This window comes from Cellulomonas sp., assembly GCF_017744555.1.
In the GTDB taxonomy this organism is placed as follows: Bacteria; Actinomycetota; Actinomycetes; order Actinomycetales; family Cellulomonadaceae; genus Cellulomonas.
Map to the genome: position 1 here is coordinate 21,944 of NZ_JAGIBD010000029.1, position 18,787 is coordinate 40,730.

General features: G+C 73.4%; 16 protein-coding genes. 8 read left to right on the forward strand and 8 right to left on the reverse strand.

Going from position 1 to position 18,787, the window contains the following annotated elements:
- Positions 1-26: 26 nt before the first annotated feature.
- Genes J7523_RS16035 through J7523_RS16045 form a run of 3 tightly spaced genes read right to left on the reverse strand, consistent with a single transcriptional unit; the run spans position 27 to position 4,491 of the window.
- The gene (locus tag J7523_RS16035) at positions 27-977 is read right to left on the reverse strand and encodes a carbohydrate ABC transporter permease (RefSeq protein ID WP_291888791.1); all 951 of its coding nucleotides are present in this window, start codon (positions 975-977) and stop codon (positions 27-29) included.
- Positions 971-2,065, reverse strand: a complete 1,095-nt coding sequence (locus tag J7523_RS16040) for an ABC transporter permease subunit (protein ID WP_291888794.1) — start codon at positions 2,063-2,065, stop codon at positions 971-973. Before J7523_RS16040 ends, J7523_RS16035 begins: the two co-directional genes overlap by 7 nt.
- The gene (locus J7523_RS16045) at positions 2,062-4,491 is read right to left on the reverse strand and encodes a glycoside hydrolase family 3 N-terminal domain-containing protein (RefSeq protein WP_291888797.1); all 2,430 of its coding nucleotides are present in this window, start codon (positions 4,489-4,491) and stop codon (positions 2,062-2,064) included. Before J7523_RS16045 ends, J7523_RS16040 begins: the two co-directional genes overlap by 4 nt.
- Before the next feature lie 257 nt (positions 4,492-4,748).
- Here J7523_RS16045 and J7523_RS16050 point away from each other — a divergent pair, with 257 nt between their 5' ends.
- The gene (locus J7523_RS16050; protein WP_291888800.1) at positions 4,749-5,840 is read left to right on the forward strand and encodes a LacI family DNA-binding transcriptional regulator; all 1,092 of its coding nucleotides are present in this window, start codon (positions 4,749-4,751) and stop codon (positions 5,838-5,840) included.
- Positions 5,841-5,895: 55 nt separating this feature from the next.
- Here the strand turns inward: J7523_RS16050 and J7523_RS16055 are convergent, their stop codons facing one another.
- On the reverse strand, positions 5,896-6,933 hold the full coding sequence (locus tag J7523_RS16055) for an aldo/keto reductase (protein ID WP_291888804.1): 1,038 nt from the start codon (positions 6,931-6,933) through the stop codon (positions 5,896-5,898).
- Positions 6,934-7,042: 109 nt separating this feature from the next.
- Between J7523_RS16055 and J7523_RS16060 the strand changes: the two genes are divergently transcribed.
- Complete coding sequence (locus J7523_RS16060; RefSeq protein WP_291888808.1) at positions 7,043-7,507, forward strand: tRNA (cytidine(34)-2'-O)-methyltransferase; 465 nt, start codon at positions 7,043-7,045, stop codon at positions 7,505-7,507.
- Positions 7,508-7,561: 54 nt separating this feature from the next.
- Here the strand turns inward: J7523_RS16060 and J7523_RS16065 are convergent, their stop codons facing one another.
- Positions 7,562-8,611, reverse strand: coding sequence for a GGDEF domain-containing protein (locus J7523_RS16065; RefSeq protein WP_291888810.1), 1,050 nt, complete (start codon positions 8,609-8,611; stop codon positions 7,562-7,564).
- Positions 8,612-8,793: 182 nt separating this feature from the next.
- Here J7523_RS16065 and J7523_RS16070 point away from each other — a divergent pair, with 182 nt between their 5' ends.
- From J7523_RS16070 to J7523_RS16085, 4 genes are all read left to right on the forward strand, one after another.
- Entirely contained in the window at positions 8,794-10,596 is a 1,803-nt protein-coding gene (locus J7523_RS16070) for a gamma-glutamyltransferase (RefSeq protein ID WP_291888812.1), read from the forward strand.
- Positions 10,597-10,790: 194 nt separating this feature from the next.
- Positions 10,791-11,660 (forward strand): amidohydrolase family protein, encoded by an 870-nt coding sequence (locus tag J7523_RS16075; RefSeq protein ID WP_291888817.1) that lies wholly within the window; start codon positions 10,791-10,793, stop codon positions 11,658-11,660.
- A gap of 45 nt (positions 11,661-11,705) precedes the next feature.
- Positions 11,706-12,434, forward strand: a complete 729-nt coding sequence (locus tag J7523_RS16080; protein ID WP_291888821.1) for a FadR/GntR family transcriptional regulator — start codon at positions 11,706-11,708, stop codon at positions 12,432-12,434.
- Positions 12,435-12,550: 116 nt separating this feature from the next.
- The gene (locus J7523_RS16085) at positions 12,551-12,745 is read left to right on the forward strand and encodes a hypothetical protein (protein ID WP_291888824.1); all 195 of its coding nucleotides are present in this window, start codon (positions 12,551-12,553) and stop codon (positions 12,743-12,745) included.
- A gap of 77 nt (positions 12,746-12,822) precedes the next feature.
- On the opposite strand, the gene J7523_RS16090 is transcribed toward J7523_RS16085, so the two are convergent.
- Genes J7523_RS16090 through uxaC form a run of 3 tightly spaced genes read right to left on the reverse strand, consistent with a single transcriptional unit; the run spans position 12,823 to position 16,064 of the window.
- Complete coding sequence (locus J7523_RS16090; RefSeq protein WP_291888827.1) at positions 12,823-13,926, reverse strand: sugar kinase; 1,104 nt, start codon at positions 13,924-13,926, stop codon at positions 12,823-12,825.
- A 39-nt stretch (positions 13,927-13,965) separates the two neighbouring features.
- The gene (gene eda / locus J7523_RS16095; RefSeq protein WP_291888829.1) at positions 13,966-14,592 is read right to left on the reverse strand and encodes a bifunctional 4-hydroxy-2-oxoglutarate aldolase/2-dehydro-3-deoxy-phosphogluconate aldolase; all 627 of its coding nucleotides are present in this window, start codon (positions 14,590-14,592) and stop codon (positions 13,966-13,968) included.
- A gap of 20 nt (positions 14,593-14,612) precedes the next feature.
- Entirely contained in the window at positions 14,613-16,064 is a 1,452-nt protein-coding gene (gene uxaC, locus J7523_RS16100; protein WP_291888832.1) for a glucuronate isomerase, read from the reverse strand.
- A 189-nt stretch (positions 16,065-16,253) separates the two neighbouring features.
- Here uxaC and J7523_RS16105 point away from each other — a divergent pair, with 189 nt between their 5' ends.
- Together J7523_RS16105 and J7523_RS16110 are read left to right on the forward strand one after the other, a co-directional pair.
- The gene (locus tag J7523_RS16105; RefSeq protein ID WP_291888835.1) at positions 16,254-17,282 is read left to right on the forward strand and encodes a LacI family DNA-binding transcriptional regulator; all 1,029 of its coding nucleotides are present in this window, start codon (positions 16,254-16,256) and stop codon (positions 17,280-17,282) included.
- A complete protein-coding gene (locus J7523_RS16110; RefSeq protein ID WP_291888838.1) occupies positions 17,279-18,754 on the forward strand; it encodes a mannitol dehydrogenase family protein in 1,476 nt (491 codons plus the stop codon). The genes J7523_RS16105 and J7523_RS16110 overlap by 4 nt, the downstream gene beginning before the upstream one ends.
- Positions 18,755-18,787: the final 33 nt, after the last annotated feature.

Here is an 18,787-nt window from a genome sequence, read left to right on the forward strand (position 1 = left end):
GGACACAGAAGGGGTCAAAGAAGGGGTCACTGCTTGACCGCGCCGAGCATCACGCCCGACACGAAGTACCTCTGGATGAACGGGTAGAGGCAGACGATGGGCAGGACGGTGAGGAGCATCGTCACGGCCTGCACGTTGGCGCCGATCTGGGTGAGGTTGTCGGTGCCGCCACCCTGGATCGAGGTGCCCCCGGTGACTCCCGCCATGAGGTTGCGCAGGTACACGGTCACCGGGTAGAGGTTCGGGTCGTCCATGTAGAGGAAGGCCCCGAACCAGCCGTTCCAGAACGACACCGCGTAGAACAGCAGCATCGTCGCGACGACGGCCTTGCTCAGCGGCAGGACGACCTTGAAGAACACCCCGTAGGTGCTCATGCCGTCGATCTGCGCGGCTTCCTCGAGCTCGCTCGGAAAGTTCTCGAAGAACGACTTCATCACCAGCAGGTTGAAGATGCTGATCGCGTTGGGCAGCACGATCGCCCACAGGGTGTTCCGGAATCCCAGGTGGCTGATGAGGATGTAGTTCGGGATCAGGCCGCCGTTGAAGAACATGGTCGCCACCGCGACGCCGATGAAGAACTTGCGGCCCTTGAGGTGCGCCTTCGACAGGGCGTACGCGTACGTGGTCGTGAGCGCCATCGCGATGGCCGTCGCGACCACCGTGTACTCGACGGTGTTGCGGTAGTTCCGCCAGAACATCGGGTCGCTCAGCACCACGTCGAACGTCACGAGGTTGAAGCCGCGCGGGACCAGGTTGACCTGGCCGGTCGTGATGTACGCCTCGGAGCTGAACGCCTGGGCCACGATGTTGACGAAGGGATACAGCACCAGGGCCGCAAGCAGGATCAGCAGCGCGCCGTTGACCAGGCGGAACGCCCGCAAGCCCCGGCTGTCCTTGACGTGGGTGCCCGTGCGCGACGAGGCGCGAGCCGCGACGGCGGCCTCCGGGGTCGGCGGGGTCAGGTCGGTGGTCACCACAGGCTCGCCCCCACCGTCTTCCGCGAGATCGCGTTGGCGGACAGGATCAGTGCCACGCCGATGACGGCCTCGAACAGGCCGATGGCGGTCGCGTACGAGATCGAGTTCGAGACGATGCCGACCCGGTACAGGTACGTCGAGATGACGTCGGCCGTGGAGTAGATCAGCGGGTTCTGCAGCAGCAGGATCTTCTCGAAGCCCACCGCCATGAACGTGCCGACGTTGAGGATGAGCAGCACGATCATCGTGGGCCGGATGCCCGGCAGCGTGATGTGCCACGTCTGCGACCAGCGGTTCGCGCCGTCGATGCGGGCCGCCTCGTACAGCTGGTCGTCGATGGTCGTGAGCGCGGCCAGGTAGAGGATCGTGCCCCACCCGACGGTCTGCCAGACCTCGGACGTCAGGTAGATCGTGCGGAACCAGCTGGGGTCCTGCATGAACGCGATCGCGGTGCCGCCGAACTTCTCGATGAGCTGGTTGATCGTGCCGTCGACCGACGTCAGCTGGAACACGATGCCGGCGACGATGACGATCGACATGAAGTGCGGCAGGTAGGAGATCGTCTGGATGCTGCGCTTGAAGTGCCGCGAGCGGACCTCGTTCAGCATGAGCGCGAGGAGGATCGGCAGCGGGAACACCACGACCAGCGTGAGCAGCCCGAGGATCACGGTGTTCGTGAACGCGTGCCAGAACTGCTGGTCGTTGAGGAACATGCGGAAGTAGTAGAGGCCCACCCACTCGTCGCCGAACATGCTCCCGCCCGGGCGGAACCGGCGGAACGCGACGACGTTGCCGAGGATCGGCCAGTACCGGAACACCGCGAGGAACAGCAGCGGCAGGACGAGGAACGAGTACAGCCGCCAGTCGCGGCGCAGCGCCTGGGCCCACGTCTGCGTGACGGGGTGGACGACCTGGCCGTCGTGCGTGGTCCACGTCTGCGTGCGGGACCTGCGGGACTTACGGCGCGACGGTCCGTCGGTCGCGGGGGCGTCTTCCACGGGCTGCCCGGCGACCATCCCGGGGAAGGTGTCGACGCCGCCCTGGCCCGCCTCGCCGGTGACGACCGGGTCCTGCTGCACGCTGCTCATGCGCTGACCGCCTCCGTCAGCTCCGCGGCAGCGGGCACGCCGGCGGTGACGTCCACCGCGGTGGTGAGGCGGCGCGTGTGGTCGACGACGCGCTCGGCGCCCACGAGCCGCAACGCCAGCGCGGTGTGCACGTCGGCGCTCGACCGGGACACCCGCAGCTCGACGTCGCCCGGCTCGACCACGCGGTCGCCACGCAGGCCGGTGAACGCCGTGACGTCGGCGGGCACCGTGAACGTCACGCGGGCCTGCTCCCCCGCGTCGAGCGCGACGCGCGCGTACCCGACGAGCCGGACGACGGGCCGGGTCACCTGCGCCACGGGGTCGTGCAGGTAGAGCTGCACGACGTCCGCGCCGGCGACGTCACCGGTGTTGCGGACGACGACCTCGACGACGACCTCGCCGTCGACTGCCCACGTGCTCTCGACGGGCGCGACGTCCCACTCGAAGCTCGTGTAGGACAGCCCGTGGCCGAACGGGAACGCCGGGGTCGGGTCCACCGACGACACCGAGGAACGGGTGCCGAGCTTCGCGGTCAAGTACGTGCCGGGCTGCCCGGACGGGTCGGCGGGCACGCTCACGGGCAGCCGCCCGGACGGCGACACGACACCGGTGAGCACCTCGGCGATCGCCCGGCCACCGAGCTGGCCGGGGAAGAACGTCTGCACCACGGCGGCCGCCTGGTCGGCGAGGTCGCCGAGCGCGTACGGCCGGCCGGTGAGCAGGACGAGCACGACGGGCGTACCGGTCGCGAGCACCGCGCGCACCAGGTCGGCCTGCACGCCCGGCAGGTGGAGGTCGGTCGCGTCGCAGCCCTCGCCCGACGTCCCGCGGCCGAACAGCCCGGACCGGTCGCCGACCGCGACGACGCACACGTCGGCGTCCCGGGCCGCCGCGACCGCGGCGTCGAACCCGGAGCGGTCGCCGTCCGTGACGTCGCAGCCACGGGCGTGGACGACGTCGACGTGCTCGTCGCGCCCCGCGCCCAGGAGCTCGCGCAGCGCGCCCAGCACCGTCGGGATCGTGATGCCCGTCTCGTGGTCCGGGTGGTGCACGCCGACGTGCGCCGGGAACGAGTAGCAGCCGAGCATCGCCATCGGGTCGTCCGCGAGCGGGCCGACGACGGCGACACGACGGCCTCGCGCGATCGGCAGCGAACCTGACGGGTTGGTGAGCAGGACGACGGCCTCGCGGGCCAGCCGGAGCGCGATGTCGCGGCCGTGCTCGTCGTCGAGCATGAGGTCGTCCACGCCGTCGGGCAGCGCCTGCCAGCCCGCGTCGAGCAGGCCGAGCTCGAGCTTCTGCGCGAGCACCCGGCGCAGCGCCCGGTCGACGAGCGCCTCGTCGACGTCGCCCGCAGCGAGCGCGCGGCGCAGCGGGTTGCCGTAGCAGTGCACGCTCGGCAGCTCGACGTCGACGCCCGCGGTCAGCGCGAGGGCGGCGGCGTGCTGCTCGTCGGCGGCGACCCCGTGCAGCGTGTGCAGGAAGCGGATGCCGAAGTAGTCGGCGACGACCGTGCCGTCGAAGCCCCACGTGTCGCGCAGCAGCGTCGTGAGGAGCTCGACGTCCGCGGCCGACGGCACCCCGTCGACGTCGGAGTACGAGTGCATGACCGATCGGGCGCCGCCCTCGCGGACCGCCATCTCGAACGGCGGGAGGATCACGTCCTGACGCTCGCGCGGGCCGACGGACACGGGCGCCAGGTTGCGGCCCGCCCGGCTGGCCGAGTACCCCGCGAAGTGCTTCAGCGTGGCGACGACCCCGGCGCCCTCCAGGCCACGCACGTAGGCCGTGCCGACGGTCCCGACCAGGTACGGGTCCTCGCCGATGGTCTCCTCGGTGCGGCCCCAGCGGTAGTCGCGCGTCACGTCGAGCACCGGCGCGAGGCCCTGGTGCACGCCTGCGGCCCGCATGGACGCACCGATCGCGGCGGACATCTCCTCGACGAGCGCGGGGTCGAACGTCGCACCCCACGACAGCGGCACCGGGTACGCGGTGGCCTTCCAGGCGGCGAAGCCCGCGAGGCACTCCTCGTGCACGAGCGCCGGGATCCCGAAGCGGTTGGCCGCGACGATCTGCGCCTGTGACAGCGCGAGCGACCGGGCGCCGACCGAGGGCTCGACAGGAGCGGTACCGAAAGGCCGCGTGAGCTGCCCGAGGCCGCCCTCGATGACCTCGGTCCAGCCCAGACCGTCCGCCGTCATCTCCGACTGGTGGGGGGCGACGCCGCCGCCCGACGCGTCCGCGCCGACCCACAGGCCGACGAGCTGCGAGAGCTTCTCGTCGAGCGTCATGCGCCCGACGAGGTCGTCGACCCGCTCGGCCGCGCCCAACGTGACGTCCCGCCAGGCCTGCGCAGCCTGCTGACCGGCCTCCTCGGCCTGCTCTCCGGCCTGCTCCTCGGCCCGATCCGTGGCGTCCGCCGTCATGTCCCACACACCTCCCTGCCCCACGCCGTCGTGAGCCGCAAGTATCGAGATCGGTTTCGATAGCAACCGAGTATCGACACTAGGTCGGGCCGGATGAGAGCGTCAATCCGGTCATGACATTTGGCAAATCGCCGCATGTTTTCAGTCATCTCGACCTCGAAACATCGCGGACCAGGGTGAAGTCGGTACCCGAGAAGGTCCCGCGATGCTAGGTTCGAAGCCGAAACTTGCGGCGAACCGAGGGGCCCACGAGCACGATGACCATCACGGAGACCGGCGGCGACCCGCGCCAGCCGGAGGAGCCCACGACCGGCGCGGACGAGGAGCACGACCGACCCGCGGGCGGCACCGCGACGATCGCGCTCATCGCCTCCGAGGCCGGCGTCTCGATCCCGACCGTCTCCAAGGTGCTCAACGGTCGCACCGACGTCGCCGCGGTCACACGCGCGCGCGTCGAGGAGGTCATCGACCGGTACCAGTACCGCCGCCGCCGCGGTCGCACGCCGTCCGGCCCCGGGCTCATCGACCTCGTCTTCCACGAGCTCGACTCCGCGTGGGCCGTGCAGATCATCAAGGGCGTCGAGGAGGTCGCCGGCCCCGAGCGCGCGGGTGTCGTGCTGTCCGAGCTCGGTGGCGCGCACCGCCCGCGGCAGGAGTGGCTCGACGACGTCCTGGCCCGCCGGCCGCGCGGCGTGATCCTCGTGCTGTCCGACCTCGACCCGGCGCAGCGCCGTCAGCTCGAGACGCGCTCCATCCCGTTCGTCGTCGTCGACACCGCGGGCGAGCAGCCCCCCGGCGTCCCCACGGTCGGCTCCGCGAACTGGGCCGGCGGCCTCGCCGCCACCCGGCACCTGCTCGGCCTCGGCCACCGGCGCATCGCGGTCATCTCGGGGCCGGTCGACGTGCTGTGCTCACGGGCTCGCATCGACGGCTACCGGTCCGCGCTCGACGAGGCCGGCGTCGCCATCGACCCCACGCTCATCCGGTACGGCGACTTCTTCGTCGGCGGCGGGTACAAGCACGGCATGGACCTGCTCGACAAGCCCGACCGGCCCACCGCGATCTTCGCCGGGTCCGACTTCCAGGCCTTCGGCGTCATGCGTGCCGCCCGCGAGCTGGGGCTCAGCGTCCCCGAGGACCTGTCGATCGTGGGGTACGACGACCTGCCCGTCACCGAGTGGATCGGCCCCGCGCTCACCACGATCCACCAGCCGCTGCAGGAGATGGCCGCCACGGCGACCCGGATGGTGCTGGCCCTCGCGCGCGGCGAGGTCCCGACGAACCAGCGCATCGACCTGGCGACCGAGCTCGTCGTCCGCGAGAGCACGGCCCCACCGCGCACCGCCTGACCTCTCCCGGTCCGTCAGCGGCCGGTGGCGGCGCGCCGCCGGGCCGTCGGGCCGTTCAGCGGCCCGTGCCGTGGACGGCGAGGGGCTCGATGGCGGCGATCTCGTCGGCCGTCAGCGGCGGGGCGTCGAGGGCGGCGACGTTGTCCTCGAGCTGCGCGACCGAGCTCGCGCCGACGAGCGCCGAGGTGATCCGGTCGTCGCGCAGCACCCACGAGAGGGCGAGCTGCGCGAGCGACTGCCCACGACTCGCCGCGATCTCGTTGAGGGCCCGTGCCCGCTCCAGGTACGTCTCGGAGATGGCGCCGCGCTTGAGGAAGTGACCGAGGGCCGCGCGGGAGTCCGACGGCACCTCGCCCGAGAGGTACCGGTTGGTGAGGAGCCCCTGCTGGAGCGGCGAGAACACGATCGCGCCGAGGCCCAGCGCGCCGATCACGTCGAGCAGCGTCTCGGTCTCGCCCTCGCCGACCTGCTCCACATGCCGGTTGAACATCGAGTAGCTCGGCTGGTGGATGAGCAAGGGCGTGCCCATCGCGGCGAGCGCCTCCTGGGCGGCCCGGGTCTGCGACGGCGAGTAGTTCGAGATGCCCGCGTAGATCGCCTTCCCGCTGGTCACGGCGGTGTGCAGGGCACCCATCGTCTCCTCGACCGGGACGCTCGGGTCGGGGCGGTGCGAGTAGAAGATGTCGACGTGGTCGAGGCCCATGCGGGCGAGCGACTGGTCGAGCGACGACAGCAGGTACTTGCGCGACCCGCCGTCGCCGTACGGCCCGGGCCACATGTCGTAGCCCGCCTTCGACGAGATGACGAGCTCGTCGCGGTACGGCCGCAGGTCCTTCGCGAGCACCCGCCCGAAGTTCTCCTCGGCCGACCCGTACGGCGGGCCGTAGTTGTTCGCGAGGTCGATGTGCGTGATGCCGAGGTCGAACGCGCGGCGCAGCACGGCCCGCTGGGTGTCGAACGGGGTGGTGTCGCCGAAGTTGTGCCACAGACCAAGGGACAGGGCGGGCAGGTCCAGGCCGCTGCGACCGGTGCGGCGGTACGTCATGGTGTCGTAGCGGGTGTCGGCGGCGCGGTGGACGGGCTCGGTCGGCATCGGTGGCGTCCTCTCGGGTGGGTTGCGCGTCCACGCTAGTCGCCGCGCGACCGTGCCCGAGCACGCGGCCGCCGCGGGCCGCCCCCGCCAGCCGCTTAGGATCGGCCGCGTGCTGCACGTCGCGTTCTTCGAGCCGCGGATCCCCGGCAACACCGGCAACGCGATCCGGATGGTCTCGGGGACGGGCGCGACGCTGCACCTCGTCGAGCCGCTGGGGTTCGACCTCGAGGAGGCGAAGCTGCGGCGCGCGGGCCTCGACTACCACGACCTCGCGCACGTCGTCGTGCACCCGTCGTTCGACGACCTGCTCGCGGCCCTGCCGTCGTCGCGCGTCCTCGCGTTCACCACCCACGCGCAGCGGTGGCACACCGACTGGACGTACGCGCAGGACGACGTGCTGCTGTTCGGTCCCGAGCCGACCGGCCTGCCCGAACACGTCCTCGCGCACCCGCGCGTCACCGAGCAGGTCCGCATCCCGATGCTGCCGGGGCGCCGTTCGATGAACCTGTCGAACGCGGCCGCGGTCGCGACGTACGAGGCGTGGCGCGGGCTGGGGTTCGCCGGCGGCGTGTGACACCACCCGACGACGGGACGGGCAGCCGGTTCGGCGCCGGGCGGCGGCCGGTCGTCAGATGTCGACGACCTCGACGTACCCGCGCGGGTCGGGCACGCCCGGTGCGGGCGACCCCTCGAGCCACCGCTCGACGAAGCGCTGCCGGGCCTGCGCCTTGACGTTCCGCATCGACTGCTGCACGTCCCGGACCAGCCCCTCGGGGTCGCCGCCCCCCTCGGCCGACACGACGACCGCCGAGTGGACCGGCGGCCACGCGCCCGGGTCGATGCCGCCCGCGGGTGCGGCGAGCGCCGCGACGAGGTCCTGCCGCAGGCCGTCCGCGAGCGCCGCGGCGTGCGTGTCGCCGGCCGACCCCGGCATGGTCGCGACCACGGCGAACTCGTCGCCGCCCGTGCGTCCGGCGTCGCAGCCCTGCGGGGTCACGGAACGCAGCCGGGCGCCGACCGCGGTGAGGACGACGTCCCCGAACGCCTGCCCGTGCGCGGCGTTGACGTGCGCGAACCCCTGCAGGTCGAGCAGCACGACGACCGTGCGGGCGGGCGTCCCGACGGACTGCGCGCACCGGCGGCCGAGCGAGTGCATGAGCATCGAGCGGTGCATGAGGCCGGTGACGGGGTCGTGCAGCGACCGGACGGCGAGCAGCGTCGACAGCGACCGCACGAGGTCCGCGGTGCTGGCCACCTGCCACGTGTCGCCGCCGACGAGCACGTCGTCGTACCGCCGCTCGTCGTGCCGCTCCATCGCCCGCACGGCCACCTCGGACACGGCCGCCGTCGGCGGCACGACCATCGGCGCCCAGTCCGCGAGCTCGCCCGTCTCCTTGCGCGCGAGGATCGCCCGCCCGAACCCGAGCCGGCCCGTCATCGCGGCGGTGTAGCGGGGGCGTGTGATGAGCCCGATCCGGGACTCGTCGGCGGGGTCGCGCACCGCCACGCTCGCGACGTGCGGGGAGCGGAAGACGAGCTCCAGCCGGGCCACGGGCAGGTCCGCGTCGACGACGTCGACCGGGTGTGCGAGGTCGGCCACGACGGCCGCCGCGCTGACCCGGTAGTCGCCGACGGCCTGGGACAGCCGCTGGGTGAGGTGGGTCAGGTCCTGGGACACCGGACGAGTATCGGTGCAGGTCAGGGGCGTGAGACGCCCCTGGTGCAGGGGTTCGCCGTCCGTTCGCCGGACGTTCATGGCCGCGCCGCCGAGGCGTCACCCCGTGTCGTCGAGCGGCGACGCACGCGCACGTCGGCAGCGCGGCAGAGGCGCACGTCACGGGCGTGCGGAAGGATTCTCGGATGTTCACCACGAGGCCCGAGCTCGTCGGGACGTTCGGCATGGTCGCCTCCACGCACTGGCTCGCGAGCGCGGCCGGCATGCGGGTGCTCGAGGCCGGCGGCAACGCGTTCGACGCGGCGGCCGCGGCCGGCTTCACGCTGAGCGTCGTGGAGCCGCACCTCAACGGTCCCGGCGGCGACGCGCCGATCGTCGCCCACCGGGCGGCGGAGGGGCGCACGTTCGTGGTCTGCGGGCAGGGTCCGGCCCCGGCCGGGGCGTCGATCGCGGCGTTCGAGCAGCTCGGCCTCGACCTCGTCCCGGGCACGGGCCACCTCGCCGCCGTGGTGCCGGGGGCGTTCGGGGCGTGGCTCGACCTGCTCGCGCGGTACGGCACGCTGCCGCTCGAGGACGTGCTCGGGCCGGCGATCGGGTACGCGCGCGACGGGTTCCCGCTGGTCAGGGCGGCGGTCGGCACGATCGCGACGGTCGCGGACATGATGGCGGCGCACTGGCCGACGTCGGCGGCCGTCTACCTGCCGACCCCGAAGGCCGGCGCACGGTTCCGCAACCCCGAGCTGGCGGCGACGTTCGAGCGGCTCGTCGCGGAGTCGCGCGCGGCCGGCGGCGCGTCGAGGCACGGGCGCGAGGCCGGGATCGAGGCGGCGCGGCGCGCGTTCTACAGCGGGTTCGTGGCCGAGGCGATCGACGCGTTCCAGTCCGGCACGCCGGTCATGGACTCGTCGGGCCGGGCACACACGGGCCTGCTGCGCGGCGACGACCTGGCGCGCTGGCACGCGACAGAGGAACCGACCGCGTCGGTGCGGTTCGCGGGACGCACGGTGCACAAGACGCACGCGTGGGGCCAGGGTCCGGTGCTGCTCCAGCAGCTCACCATGCTCGACGCACTCGGCGTCGACGCGCTCGTGCGCGACTCGTCGTCGGACGAGGGGCTCGCCGAGCTCGTGCACGTGACCGTCGAGGTCGCCAAGCTCGCGTTCGCCGACCGGGAGGCCTGGTACGGCGACGTGCCGGACGTGCCGCTCGACACGCTCCTGTCCCCCGGGTACGCCGCCGCGCGGGCGTCGCTCGTGGGCCCGGCGGCGGTCGCCGACCTCCGGCCCGGCGCACCCGACGGGCGGGTGCCGTGGCTGTCGTCCGTGCTCACCGGTCCGGGCAGCGAGGTGCCGCCCGGCGCGGTCGGGACCGGCGAGCCGACGGTGTCCCCGATCGGCCTCAGCCCGGGCGACACGTGCCACGTGGACGTCGTCGACCGCTGGGGCAACCGGGTGTCCGCGACGCCGTCGGGCGGCTGGCTCCAGTCCAGCCCGGTCGTGCCGGGCCTCGGCTTCCCGCTGCCGACGCGCGCGCAGATGTTCTGGCTGGAGCCCGGCCTGCCGAACAGCCTCGCGCCCGGCAAGCGGCCCCGGACCACACTCAGCCCCGCGATGGTGCTCGACGACGACGGTCGCGGGTTCGCGTTCGGCACGCCCGGCGGCGACCAGCAGGACCAGTGGACGGTGCCGTTCCTGCTGCGGCACCTGCTCGGCGGGGACGACCTGCAGGCCGCGATCGACGCGCCGACGTGGCACTCGTCGGGCGTGCCGAGCTCGTTCTACCCGCGCACGCACACGCCGAACGGGCTCGTGGCGGAGTCGCGGCTGGGCGACGCGGTGCTCGTCGCGCTGTCGGCGCGCGGGCACCTCGTCGAGGACGTCGGACCCTGGCAGCTCGGGCGGCTCAGCGCCGCCGGGGTGCGCGGTGACGGGATGCTCGTGGCGGCGGCGAACCCGCGTGGGATGCAGGGGTACGCGGTCGGGCGGTGACGGGCGCCGCTCGGTGACGCCCGCCGACCGGCACGGCCGCTCGGAGTGCTGGTCAGCAATGACCCAGTTCATCCCGACTGACACACAGAAAGTCATCCGACGAGTAGGGGGCGATCGTCCGGTTGCATGAGGGTTCGATGAGGAATTCGATTCGACATCGATTCAGACATCGGACCACTGCTAGCGTCCGATCCATGCCCGATGTCGTGGATGCCCACCTGCACGTGTGGAACCCGGATGCGGTGCACTACCCCTGGATGACGCCGGACGTGGGCCCCGTCGCCCGCGAGTTCCGCCTCGGCGACGTCACCGAGGAGCTCGACGCCGAGCGCGTGGACAAGGTCGTCCTCGTGCAGTCCGCCGACAACAAGGCCGACTCCGAGCTCATGCTCTTCCAGGCCCTGTGCTCGCCGCGCGTCGCCGGTGTCGTCACGTGGGTGCCGCTGCTGCAGCCGGAGGACGCGGCCGCCCAGCTCGACGCCTGGCGCCGTGAGCCCGTGGTCGGCGTGGGCCACCGCGTGCACGAGGAGCCCGACCCCGACTGGCTGCTGCGCCCCGCGGTCGACGACGGCCTCGCGCTGCTCGCGGAACGTCACCTCACGTTCGACCTCACCGCGCACACCCCGACGCTGCTCGCCCACGTCGCGACGCTCGCGGAGCGCCACCCCAAGCTCACGTTCGTCGTCGACCACCTCGGCGCTCCCCCGCTCGCGGCGCTGCGGGCCGGCGAGCGGGACGGCTGGACCCGCTGGTCGGCCATCCTCGGTGCCGTCGCGCAGATGCCCAACGTCGTCGCGAAGCTGTCGGGCCTCGCCACGGCGGCCGGACCCGGCTGGACCAGCGAGCACCTGCAGCCGGCCGTCGACCGCGCGCTCGAGCTGTTCGGCCCCGACCGGCTCATGCTCGGCAGCGACTGGCCGTACGCGCTGCTGTCCGGCGACTCGTACTCGCAGGTGTGGCACGGGCTGCGCCGCACGGTCGACCAGCTCCCCGAGCGCGACCGCGACCTCGTGCTGGGCGGTACCGCCAACCGGGTGTACCGCCTCCCGCTCGACGACCTCTGAGACCGGACCGGCCCGCGCGGGACGCACAGGGGGAATACTGCGCAGGTGGCTCGTTCCGATGATGTCGTCGACGGCATCAAGCAGATGATCCTCGACGGCGCGCTCGCCGCCGGCGACCGGCTCCCGGCCGAGAAGGAGCTCGCCGCGTCCCTCGGTGTGTCCCGGGGCTCGCTGCGGGAGGGCGTCCGGGCGCTCGCGACGCTCGGCATCCTCGACTCGCGCCACGGCGACGGCACCTACGTGACGAACCTCGACCCGGCCACGCTGCTCGCCCCGATGCTGTTCGTCGCGGACCTGCCCGACGAGTCCGGTGCCGCGCACGCCGTCCGCCGGCTCATCGAGACCGAGGCGGCCGGCCTCGCCGCGCTGCACATCGGCGACGAGGACCTCGCCTGCGCCCGCGCGGCGCTCGACGAGACGGCGCGCGCCCTCACTGCCGACCCCGTCGACCCCGAACGGCTCGCCGCGGCAGACCTCGCGTTCCACGCGACGATCGCGCGCGCGTCGGGCAACGCCGTGCTCACCGCGCTCGTCGCCGGGCTCGCCGGGCACTCGACGCAGCTGCGGCTGTGGCGCGAGCTCACCCGCGACGGCGCGGCCGATCGCACCTTCGTGGAGCACGAGGAGATCCTCGCCGCCCTCGCGGCACGCGACCCCGACAGGGCGCGGCTGCGGATGGGCATGCACCTGCTGCGTCTGGAGGATGCGTTCACGGGGCCGCGCTCGGCCGACGTCCCCGTCGCGCCGACGGTCGACCTGGGCACGGGCATCTGACTCGACGAGCGTGACCCCCACGGTCGTCGGGCCCGCCAGGGAACCGTGTCCTGACCGGTCGACCATCATGGTGGTCTCGCGAGTGGACGCGGCTCGGTGGTCGGACGAGAAGGGGCGTGACCGTGAAGTTCGTGCTGGAGGTCGACCTGGCGGCGGGCGTGGTGCCCGACGACGTCAACGGCGAGCTCGGCCGCATCCTGCGGTACTGGGCCGGGAACGTGAAGCACTACCCGCTCGAGCCCGGTGCGGGCGAGATGATCTCGGACTCGGCGTACTCGACGGTCGGTTGGTGGCGCTTCGTCGACGAGTGAGGGGTCGCCTGCCCACCCGGGCACGGCGAGACGGCGACGAACCGTCGAGGCTGCGGACGGGCAACCGTCGGAGCCCGTCAGCGGTCGACCCGCGCCCCGCCGCCGCCCGCGAGCTTGAGCACCTCGGCCTTCGTGACCATCGACGTGTCGCCGGGCGTCGTCATCGCGAGGGCGCCGTGGGCCGCGCCGTAGTCGACGGCGGTCTGCAGGTCCTCGCCCGCGAGCAGGCCGTAGACCAGGCCGGACGCGAACGAGTCGCCGCCGCCGACGCGGTCCAGGATCTCGAGGCGCTCGCGGAGGGTCGCGCGGACGACGCCCGTCGAGCGGGACCACGCGATCGCGCCCCAGTCGTTGACCGTCGCACTGTGCACCGTGCGCAGGGTCGTCGCGACGACGCGGAAGTTCGGGTAGGCGGTCGCGGCGCGGTCGATCATCGCGGCGAACGCGTCGACCTCGAGGGCGGACAGGCTCTCGTCGACGCCCTCGACCTCGAAGCCGAGCGACGCGGTGAAGTCCTCCTCGTTGCCGATCATCACGTCGATGTGCGGCGCGATCGCGCGGTTGACCTCCTGGGCGCGCGCCTGACCGCCGACGGCCTTCCAGAGCGACGGGCGGTAGTTGAGGTCGTACGACACGACGGTGCCGTGGCGGTGCGCGGCCGTGACCGCCTCGACCACGGTCTGGGCCGCCGAGTCGGAGAGGGCCGCGAAGATGCCGCCCGTGTGGAACCAGCGCACGCCGAGCTCGCCGAACAGGTGGTCCCAGTCGACGTCGCCCGGGGCGAGCTGGGACGCCGCCGTGTGCCCGCGGTCGCTCACCCCGACGGCGCCGCGGACGCCGAAGCCGCGCTCGGTGAAGTTGAGGCCGTTGCGCACGGCCCGGCCGACGCCGTCGTACGGGACCCAGCGGACCAGCGAGGTGTCGACGCCGCCCGTGAGCATGCAGTCCTCGACGAGCCGGCCGACCTCGTTGTCCGCGAGCGCCGTGACGATCGCCGTACGCAGGCCGAATGCTCGGCGCAGGCCGCGGGCCACGTTGTACTCGCCGCCGCCCTCCCACACCCGCAGCTGTCGGGCCGTGCGGATGCGACCCTCGCCCGGGTCGAGGCGGAGCATGACCTCGCCGAGGGACACCGCGTCGTAGCGGGTCTCGGCGGCCGGGCGGATCGTCAGGTCGGACACGGCGGGCTCCTCCGGTGGGGGCTCGGGCAGGGTCGGTCGTCAGGCGTTCGCGAGGGCGACCGCGTCGGCCACGAGGTCCTTGACGACCTCGAGCTCGCCGGCCCGGACGAGCCCGCGCGGCACCATCCACGACGCGCCGACGGCCTGCACGGACGGGACCGCGAGGTACTCGTGCAGGTTGGCGGGCCCGATGCCGCCGGTCGGCACGAAGCCGACGTCGGCGAACGGTGCGGCCAGCGCGGTGATGGCGGGCGCACCGCCGGAGGTGCCGGCCGGGAAGAACTTGACGGTCGTGACGCCGAGGTCGAGCGCGGCCATGACCTCGGTCGCGGTCACGGCGCCGGGGAGCGCGAGGATGCCGTGCTCCTGGCACCGCTCGACGACCGCGCGGCTGAGGCCGGGCGAGACGACGAACGACGCGCCTGCGGCCACGGCCTGGTCGACCTGCGCGGCGGTCAGCACGGTGCCGGCGCCGACGAGCAGGTCGCCGCGGTCGGTCATCGCCCGGATGGCGTCGGGGGCGGCGGCGGTCCGGAACGTCACCTCGGCGACGGGCAGTCCGCCCGCGACGAGCGCGTCGGCCAGGCCGTGCGCGTCGCCGGCGTCGTCGAGCACGACGACCGGGACGATCCGGTGCGCGGACAGTCGCTGGAGGATCTCGCTCACGGGGTGCTCCTTCGCACGCGTCAGACGTTCTGGTAGACGGTCGCCGTCCTCGGGGGCGCGTAGGCCCCCTGCGGGATCCGGTAGGCGAGATCTACGGCCGTCTCGACCGCCTCGGCCAGGTCGAGCCGGTGCTCCGCCACCAGACGGGCGAGATGCCCTGCGTCGACCCGTCGGGCGAGGTCGTGCCGTGCGGGGATCGAGCAGAACGCCCGGGTGTCGTCGACGAAGCCCGTGGTGTTGTAGAAGCCGGCCGTGTCCGTCACCGCCTCCCGGAAGCGCCGCATGCCGTCGGGCGTGTCGAGGAACCACCACGGCGCACCCAGGCGCACCGCCGGGTAGACGCCGGCGAGCGGCGCGAGCTCACGGCTGAAAGTGTCCTCGTCGACCGTGAAGAGCACCATCCTGAGGCCGGGGTGGTGCCCGAACGCCTCCAGCAGCGGCCGCAGCCCGTGCACGTAGTCGGTCGGCACGGGGATGTCGTAGCCCACGTCAGGCCCGCGGACGCCGACCACGCCGTGGTCGTGGTCGCGCAGCACGCCCGGGTGGAGCTGCATGACGAGGCCGTCCTCGCTCGCCATCCGGGCCGTCTCGAACAGCATGTGCGCCGAGAACGCCGCCGCGTCCGCCGCGCTCACCGTGCCGACGCGCGCCTCGTCGAACACCCGCGCGGCCTCGCGCGCCGACAGCGGGGTGGTGTCCGCCGACAGGTGGCCATGGTCGCTCGACCGAGCGCCCGCCTCGACGAACGTCGCGCGGCGCGCCTCGACCGCGCGCACGTAGTCCTGGTACCCGTGGATCGCGACGCCCGACCGCTCCTCGAGCAGCTGCAGGTCGTCACGCCACGTCGCGCGGTCGACGTGGAACAGGGCGTCGGGCCGGAACGTCGGGACGACGCGGTCGCGCCAGCCGTCGGCCGCGAGCACCGAGTGGTCGGCGAGCGTCGAGGTGGCCGCGTCGGTCGTCGACAGGACCTCGATGCCGAAACGGTCGAAGAGCGCGCGCGGGCGGAACGCGGGCTCGGCCAGCCGGTCGGCCAGGTGGTCGTAGAGCCGGTCGGCGCTGTCGGCGGACGGACGCTCGTCGACCCCGAACACGTCGACGAGCACGTGCTCCAGCCAGTACCGGGTCGGGGTGCCGCGGAACAGGTGCCACCGCGACGCGAACGTCCGCCAGATCTCGCGCGGGTCGGTCTGCACCGGCCCGCCGTCGAGGCGCGGGACGCCGAGGTCGTCGTGCGGGACACCCTGCGAGACGAGCATCCGCACGAGGTAGTGGTCCGGGATCACGAGCAGCGACGCGGGGTCCGCGAAGGGCTCGTCGCGCGCGAGGACCCCCGCGTCGACGTGGCCGTGCATCGACACGATCGGCAGCGCCTCGGTCGCGGCGAGGATCTCGCGCGCGAGCGGGCGCACCGCGGGGTCGCTGGGCAGCGCGCGGTCCGGGTGCAGCGACCAGCCGGGTGCTGAGGTCATGCCGTTGCTCTCCTCGCGTGACGAGTTCGCAGTGATGACCGACTGCAAACGTATTCATGCCACCCAACCAGCATCCGGTTCTACCTGGCAAGCCCTTCACGTCAGGCTTGCCGTCGACGGTAGAGACGTGCTGCAATCGCTTTCATGGCGCCTCGAACAGCGGGGCGCACGCGACGAGCGGAGGGTCCCGTGCCCGTGACGTTGCAGGACGTGGCACGCGAGGCCGGCGTCTCCCCCGCCACCGCCTCACGCGCGCTCAACGCCCCCGAGCTCGTCGCGCCCGCCCGTCGCGAGCACGTCCGGAAGGTCGCCGCACAGCTCGGGTACCGCCCCAACCGCGCCGCCCGCGAGCTCATCACCGGACGCACCGGCAACCTGTGCCTCGTCGTCCCGGACCTCGAGAACCCGTTCTTCGCCGCCGTCGCCAAGGGTGTCCAGGCCCGCGCGCGTGCGCTGGGGCTCGCCGTCGTGGTCGCCGACTCCGAGGAGGACGGCCACCTCGAGACCGAGCTGGTCGGACGGCTCGGCGCGCAGGTCGACGGGGTCGTGCTGTGCTCGCCACGCATGACCGACGAGGCGCTCGACGAGGCCCTGGCCCGCGACGTCCCGCTCCTCCTCGTGAACCGCGAGCACCCCGGCGCGGCGTCCGTCGTCATCGACAACGCCGACGGCGTCCGTCAGGCCGTCGCCCACCTGCACGCGCTCGGGCACCGGCGCATCGCCTACGCGGGCGGGCCTGCAGGGTCGTGGTCGGACGCCCGACGTCGCGAAGGCCTCCACCGGGCAGCCGCGTCGCTGCCGGGGACCGAGGTCGTCGAGCTCGGACACGTGGCACCCGTGTTCGACGGCGGGGTGTCCGTCGCCGATCTCGTCGTCGCGAACGCCGCGACCGCGGTGCTCGCCCACAACGACCTCGTCGCGCTCGGCATCCTGCACCGGCTCGTGGCCCGCGGGGTGCGGGTGCCGGACGACGTGTCCGTGGTCGGGTACGACGACAGCCCCGCCGCGACCCTCGTCGCGCCGGCCCTGACGACCGTGCGCGTGCCGCTCGCACGGCTCGGGCGGGATGCCGTCGACGCGCTCGTCAACCACGCGCCCCGAGCCGCCCGGCGGCGCACCGCGTCCGGCGAGACCGAGTCGCCCGCGCCCGTGCGGCTGTCCGTCGAGCTCGTCGTCCGCGACTCGACCGGCGTGGCCGCGACCGCAGGAGACGCATGACGCCGCGCCTGTCCCTCGCCACCTGGCGATCCGCCACCGGACGACCCGACGTCACGCTGCCCGCCCTCGACCCGGAGGACCTGGGCACCGGCATCGTGCACCTCGGCCTCGGGGCGTTCCACCGCGCGCACCAGGCGGTGCTGACCGAGGACGCCGCGACCGCGACCGGCGACGTCCGCTGGGGCATCCTCGGCGTCACGCAACGCAGCGCCCGCGTCGCCGACCAGCTCGCGCCGCAGGACGGCCTGTACGGGGTGCTGACGAAGGGCACGACGGAGACGTCGCTGCGGGTCGTCGGCACGGTGCGCGGCGTGGCCTTCCCCGGCGCGGACACGGAGCGGGTGCTCGCGACGATCGCCGCGCCGACCACCCACGTCGTCACGCTCACCGTCACCGAGAAGGGGTACCGGCGGGCGACCGGCGGCGGCCCCGACCTCACCGACCCGGACCTCGCGGCGGACCTCGCGGCGCTCGCCTCGGGGGCGGACGCTCCGGCACGGTCGCCGATCGGGCTGCTCGTCCGTGGGCTGGCTCGCCGGCACCGGGCGGACGCCGGGCCGCTCACCGTCGTGTGCTGCGACAACCTCAGCGACAACGGTGCGGTGCTCGCCGCACTCGTCGACGCGGTGCTCGCCGTGACACCGGGGGCCCGTCCGCTGCGGGACTGGGTCGCCGGCAGCGTGCGGTTCCCGTCGACGATGGTCGACCGGATCGTGCCCGCGACCGCACCCGCGCACCGCGCCGAGGCCGAGTCGCTGCTCGGGCTCGTCGACGAGGGGCTCGTGGTCGGCGAGCCGTTCTCGCAGTGGGTGGTCGAGGACGCGTTCGCCGGCCCTCGGCCCGCCTGGGAGAGCGCGGGCGCCCTGCTCACCCACGACGTCGTGCCGTACGAGCGGGCCAAGCTGCGAATCCTCAACGCGAGCCACTCGACGCTCGCCTACCTCGGCGCGCTGCGCGGGTACGCGACGATCGCGCAGGCCGTGGCCGACCCCGACCTGGCGGCCACCGTCCGGGCGCTGGTCGACGACGACGTGCTGCCGACCCTCGCCGCGCCGCCCGGCATGGATCTCGAGCAGTACCGCGACGACGTGCTCGCCCGGTTCGCCAACCCCCACACCGGGCACACCACCGTGCAGGTCGCGATGGACGGGTCGCAGAAGCTCCCGCAGCGGCTGCTCGGGACCGTGCGGGACCGGCTGGCGGCGGGTGCGGTGCCGGTCGCGGCCGCTGCGACCATCGCGGCATGGATCGCGTACGTGCGGGCCGCGTCGCTCGGGGAGCTCGTGGTCGACGGGCGGGCCGTGGCGCTCGACGACCCTATGGCGGCGGTGCTGGCCGAGGCCGCGCGCGGGCCGCACGACGGGCTCGCCGAGCGGATGCTCGCCGTCGAGCCGGTGTTCGGGGACCTCGCGGGGTCGGCCGAGCTGGTGGGGGCCGTGCGGTCGGCGCTGGGTGGGCGCGTCACGCTCTGACCTGGACGGCGCACGCCGGCCGGCGCACGTCGG

Excerpts from the sequence above, each read along its gene's own strand:
- J7523_RS16040 (WP_291888794.1), bottom strand. The coding sequence starts at position 2,065 with ATGAGCAGCGTGCAGCAGGACCCGGTCGTCACCGGCGAGGCGGGCCAG.
- J7523_RS16045 (WP_291888797.1), bottom strand. The coding sequence starts at position 4,491 with ATGACGGCGGACGCCACGGATCGGGCCGAGGAGCAGGCCGGAGAGCAG.
- J7523_RS16050 (WP_291888800.1), top strand. The coding sequence starts at position 4,749 with ATGACCATCACGGAGACCGGCGGCGACCCGCGCCAGCCGGAGGAGCCC.
- J7523_RS16055 (WP_291888804.1), bottom strand. The coding sequence starts at position 6,933 with ATGCCGACCGAGCCCGTCCACCGCGCCGCCGACACCCGCTACGACACC.
- J7523_RS16070 (WP_291888812.1), top strand. The coding sequence starts at position 8,794 with ATGTTCACCACGAGGCCCGAGCTCGTCGGGACGTTCGGCATGGTCGCC.
- J7523_RS16075 (WP_291888817.1), top strand. The coding sequence starts at position 10,791 with ATGCCCGATGTCGTGGATGCCCACCTGCACGTGTGGAACCCGGATGCG.
- uxaC (WP_291888832.1), bottom strand. The coding sequence starts at position 16,064 with ATGACCTCAGCACCCGGCTGGTCGCTGCACCCGGACCGCGCGCTGCCC.
- J7523_RS16110 (WP_291888838.1), top strand. The coding sequence starts at position 17,279 with ATGACGCCGCGCCTGTCCCTCGCCACCTGGCGATCCGCCACCGGACGA.